This window comes from Pseudomonas sp. RW10S2 (assembly GCF_014268985.1).
GTDB classification, from domain to species: Bacteria; Pseudomonadota; Gammaproteobacteria; order Pseudomonadales; family Pseudomonadaceae; genus Aquipseudomonas; species Aquipseudomonas wayambapalatensis.
Genome location: NZ_JABWRO010000201.1, coordinates 1 through 4,636, shown reverse-complemented (window position 1 = coordinate 4,636; position 4,636 = coordinate 1). Strand labels below are relative to the sequence as shown.

4 protein-coding genes are annotated in these 4,636 nt (G+C 63.0%); all 4 read left to right on the top strand.

The window, feature by feature from the left end; translation table 11 throughout:
- The first annotated feature begins 726 nt into the window (after positions 1-726).
- The 4 genes from HU729_RS24950 (at position 727) to panC (ending at position 4,509) form a co-directional block, all read left to right on the top strand.
- Positions 727-2,115 carry a polynucleotide adenylyltransferase PcnB gene (locus HU729_RS24950; protein WP_186711867.1) on the top strand — a complete coding sequence of 463 codons (1,389 nt, stop codon included), beginning with the start codon at positions 727-729 and terminating at the stop codon, positions 2,113-2,115.
- Positions 2,116-2,117: 2 nt separating this feature from the next.
- Entirely contained in the window at positions 2,118-2,597 is a 480-nt protein-coding gene (folK, locus tag HU729_RS24945; protein WP_186670410.1) for a 2-amino-4-hydroxy-6-hydroxymethyldihydropteridine diphosphokinase, read from the top strand.
- Positions 2,598-2,848: 251 nt separating this feature from the next.
- Entirely contained in the window at positions 2,849-3,649 is an 801-nt protein-coding gene (panB, locus tag HU729_RS24940; protein WP_186670412.1) for a 3-methyl-2-oxobutanoate hydroxymethyltransferase, read from the top strand.
- Positions 3,646-4,509, top strand: a complete 864-nt coding sequence (panC, locus tag HU729_RS24935) for a pantoate--beta-alanine ligase (RefSeq protein WP_186670414.1) — start codon at positions 3,646-3,648, stop codon at positions 4,507-4,509. Before panB ends, panC begins: the two co-directional genes overlap by 4 nt.
- Positions 4,510-4,636 lie beyond the last annotated feature (127 nt).

Here is a 4,636-nt window from a genome sequence, read left to right as displayed (position 1 = left end):
GCTTTGCGTTCAGGGGCTTGCCCACGGTGAGCCCTACCACACCCCGCCCCTTCAGCAGGTAACACCCGGTTACCGTGAAAAATCTGTTACCTCAACCGTCCGCGACGTAACAAATCGAGGCATACGGTAACGAAATTTCTACATTTTCCCGCCTTGCGCGCGGCCCGAAAACCCGTAACCCATTGATTTAATTGGGTTTGCGAAAGTTGGCACGCCACCTGCTATATCTTTCGTACAAGAACAATAACAAGCACTGCTACTCAGAATAAGAACAAGACGAAACGGCTCACGCATAACAAGAACAAGACGGCGGAGGCGCAGCTAACTGATTCTTTTGGAGAGGAGTTGTGTTTGGGGCTTGCCCCACAACCAGGCAGAGAACAACAAAAACTGCACTAAAGCAGCGCCTGAACTGGTTGGATCGATTGATCAGCATAGCATCAGCGACCAAAGCAATCCGTTTGCTCTTCACCCCTGAATTTGGGGTCGTCCACACGCTTCAAGCTGTGTGGACAGGGCACTCAACAAAAACAAGAAGCCCGACAAAAAAACAATAAGAGCACGCAACGACTTGATGGGGAGCCTAGGCTCCCCATGTCGTTTCTCCCCGCCTTAATCGCCTTTCGGCACCGCCTACACCATTCCGCCAGTAAATGCTAGAATCCCCCGCCATCATGCGGCCATTCTCCTAGTCTTGGCCGAACATTCCTTCAAACAGTGCATCCCATGCTGAAGAAGCTGTTCCAGTCGTTCCGTCCTCCCATCCGTGGTCAACACCACAGGCGCACCACGCCTGAAGTGATCAACAAGAGCCAGCACTCGCTGCAGCGCAGCCAGTTCAGCCGCCACGCCGTGAGCATCGTCGAGCGCCTGCAGGGCGCCGGCTACCAGGCCTACCTGGTCGGCGGCTGCGTGCGCGACCTCCTGCTGGGCATCACCCCCAAGGACTTCGATGTCGCCACCAGCGCCACGCCCGAACAGGTGCGTGCCGAATTCCGCAATGCCAGGATCATTGGCCGGCGCTTCAAGCTGGTCCACATCCATTTCGGCCGCGAAATCATCGAAGTCGCCACCTTCCGCGCTCATCACAGCGAAGATGACCAGGGTGACAGCCACCGTTCGTCGCACAACGCCAGCGGGCGAATCCTGCGTGACAACGTCTACGGCACCCTCGAAGACGATGCCCAGCGTCGCGACTTCACCATCAACGCCCTGTACTACGACCCGGTCAGCGAGCGCGTCCTGGACTATGCCAATGGCGTCCACGATATCCGCAATCGCCTGCTGCGCCTGATCGGCGATCCGACCCACCGTTACCAGGAAGACCCGGTGCGCATGCTGCGCGCAGTGCGTTTCGCCGCCAAGCTCGACTTCGGCATCGAGAAGCACACCGTCCAGCCTATCCGCGAACTGGCCAAGCTGCTGCGCGAAATCCCGCCGGCGCGCCTGTTCGAGGAAGTGCTCAAGCTGTTCCTATCCGGCCAGGGGGCGATCGCCTTCGAAATGCTGGTCGACCTCGAGTTGTTCGAACCCCTGTTCCCGGCCAGCGCCCACGCCCTGGATGAACGCCCGACCTACACCCACACCCTGATCAGCCAGGCGCTGGCCAACACCGACCTGCGCGTCAAGCAGGGCAAACCGGTGACCCCGGCCTTCCTGTTCGCCGCGTTGCTGTGGCCTGCCCTGCCAGCACGTGCCCTGTACCTGCAAAGCCAGGGCGTGCCGCCGATCCCGGCAATGAACGAAGCCGCCCACGACCTGATCGCCGAACAGTGCCAGCGCATTGCTATTCCCAAGCGCTTCACCCTGCCGATCCGCGAGATCTGGGACATGCAGGAGCGCCTGCCACGGCGCAGCGGCAAACGCGCCGACATGCTCCTGGACAACCCGCGCTTCCGCGCCGGCTACGACTTCCTGCTGCTGCGCGAAAGTGCCGGCGAGGAAACCGACGATCTCGGCCAGTGGTGGACCGACTACCAGGACGCCCACGACAGCGAACGCCGCGACATGATCCGCGAGCTGGGCAGCCGTGACGAAGGTTCGGGGCCGGCCCCGCGCAAACGTAAGCGCAGCAATAGCAAGCGCAAGGCCGGTGGCGACGAGGCCTTCGACTGAGCATGCCGGTACGCGCCTATATTGGCCTGGGCAGCAACCTGGACGCCCCCGCCGAGCAACTGCGCAGCGCCCTCCAGGCGCTGGACCAGATCGCCGGGACGCACCTGGTGGCCGCTTCGGCGCTGTACACCAGTGACTCCCTGCTGCCCGGCCAGCCCCGCTACACCAATGCGGTCGCAGCGCTCGACACCGAGCTGGCGCCGCTGGCGCTGCTCGATGCCCTGCAAGGCATCGAGAACGATCAGGGCCGGGTGCGCAAGGAGCGCTGGGGCCCGCGTACACTCGACCTGGATGTGCTGCTGTTCGGCGACCAGGTCATTGATGTGCCACGTCTGAAAGTGCCGCATTACCACCTGCATGCCCGTCCCTTCGTGCTTTATCCGCTGGCCGAGCTGGTCCCTGAAGACTTCCATCTGGCCGATGGCCGCAGCCTCGCGCAACTGCTCCAGGACTGCCCGTTCGTCGGGCTGGAGCGCTTGTAATCCGGACGCTTCAGCCATCGGTAACGCCAGTAACACCCTGAGCGTAACAATGCGGTAACAGGGTCATTGACTTCCCCCCCATCGCTCACGACTATAGGCGTCCCGCGGCGCCCGTATGCCGCATCACACCCATTTAGGCCCGGACAGCCCTGTGACCCGAACATCACGCACGATGATGTGCCGCTCCGGAAGATGAATACACGCGTTGTACGCAGTCGTTTTTCACAGCGCCTGAACGAGGATTTCGCTACATGCCTGAAGTAACCCTGACCACCCTGCATGGCCTGAAGGCCAAGGGTGAGAAAATCACCATGCTGACCTGCTACGACGCCACCTTCGCCAAGGCCGCCAGCCAGGCCGGCGTCGAGGTGCTGCTGGTTGGCGATTCGCTCGGCATGGTCCTGCAGGGCCATGACAGCACCCTGCCCGTCACCACCGACGACATGGCCTACCACACCGCCTGCGTCAAACGCGGCAACGACGGTGCACTGATCCTGGCCGACCTGCCCTTCATGGCCCATGCCACGCTCGAGCAGTCGTTCGTCAACTGCGCCAAGCTGATGCGCGCCGGTGCGCACATGATCAAGGTCGAGGGTGCAGCCTGGTTGGCCGAGACCATCCGCCTGCTGGCCGACCGCGGCGTGCCGGTGTGCGCGCACATGGGCCTGACCCCGCAGACCGTCAACGTGCTCGGTGGCTACAAGGTCCAGGGTCGCCAGGAAGCCCAGGCGCAACAGATGCGCGCCGATGCCATCGCCCTCGAGCAGGCTGGCGCCGCCATGCTGCTGCTCGAATGCGTGCCCAGCGAGCTGGCCACGGAGATTTCCCAGGCGGTGAGCATTCCAGTGATCGGTATCGGTGCCGGCAGTGGTACCGATGGCCAGGTACTGGTGCTGCACGACATGCTGGGCTTGTCCCTCAGCGGCCGCGTACCGAAGTTCGTGAAGAACTTCATGGCCGGCCAGCCCGATATCCAGAGCGCCCTGGCGGCCTACGTCAAGCAGGTCAAAGATGTGAGCTTCCCGGCCCCCGAACACGGGTTCAGCGCATGAATACCGTCAAGACTGTCCGCGAACTGCGCGCCGCCGTGGCACGCGCCCGGGGCGAAGGCAAGCGTATCGCCTTCGTCCCGACCATGGGCAACCTGCACAGCGGCCACGCCGCCCTGGTGACCAAGGCCGCCCAGCGCGCCGACTTCGTGGTTGCCAGCATCTTCGTCAACCCGCTGCAGTTCGGCGCAGGCGAAGACCTCGACAAATACCCACGCACCCTCGCTGCCGATCAGGAAACCCTGTTGCAGGCCGGTTGCCATCTGCTGTTCGCGCCTACTGTCGAAGAGATGTACCCCGACGGCATGACCGTGCAGACCCGGGTGAGCGTGCCGCAACTGTCCGAAGGCCTGTGTGGCGCCAGCCGCCCCGGGCACTTCGAGGGTGTGGCGACGGTGGTCAGCAAGCTGTTCAACATGGTCCAGCCGGATCTGGCCGTGTTCGGCGAAAAGGACTACCAGCAGCTGGCGGTCATCCGCGCCATGGTGCGAGACCTGAACATGCCGATCCAGATCATCGGCGAGCCGACCGTGCGGGCTGAGGATGGGTTGGCGCTGTCGTCGCGCAACGGTTATCTGAGCGCTGAACAACGCGCTGCGGCACCGATGCTATACAAAGTGCTGAGCCTGTTGGCCGAGGCGGTCCGGCGGGGTCAGCGTGATTACCTGACGCTGCTGGCTGAAGGCCAGGCGCAGCTGACGGCCGCCGGGTTCCGCCCGGACTACCTGGAAGTGCGTCATGCCGTCAGCCTGAAACCGGCGCAAGCCGACGATCGTGACCTGGTGATCCTGGGGGCGGCGTATCTGGGTAGCACTCGGCTGATCGACAACCTGTACTTGCACCTGGACGAAAAGACCGCCTGATCGCGGCGCCCCCGCAGGTACAGCGCCGCCACTGAATACGGCGTTGTACCTGTGGGAGCGGGCTCGTCCCGCGATTAGGCCAGCACTGACAACCCCACGCAAATATTTCACGCCCCGCCCGCCCGCC

What these genes read in the sequence shown, in the direction of transcription:
- HU729_RS24950 (WP_186711867.1), top strand. Translation starts at nt 727, where the DNA reads ATGCTGAAGAAGCTGTTCCAGTCGTTCCGTCCTCCCATCCGTGGTCAA.
- folK (WP_186670410.1), top strand. Translation starts at nt 2,118, where the DNA reads ATGCCGGTACGCGCCTATATTGGCCTGGGCAGCAACCTGGACGCCCCC.
- panB (WP_186670412.1), top strand. Translation starts at nt 2,849, where the DNA reads ATGCCTGAAGTAACCCTGACCACCCTGCATGGCCTGAAGGCCAAGGGT.
- panC (WP_186670414.1), top strand. Translation starts at nt 3,646, where the DNA reads ATGAATACCGTCAAGACTGTCCGCGAACTGCGCGCCGCCGTGGCACGC.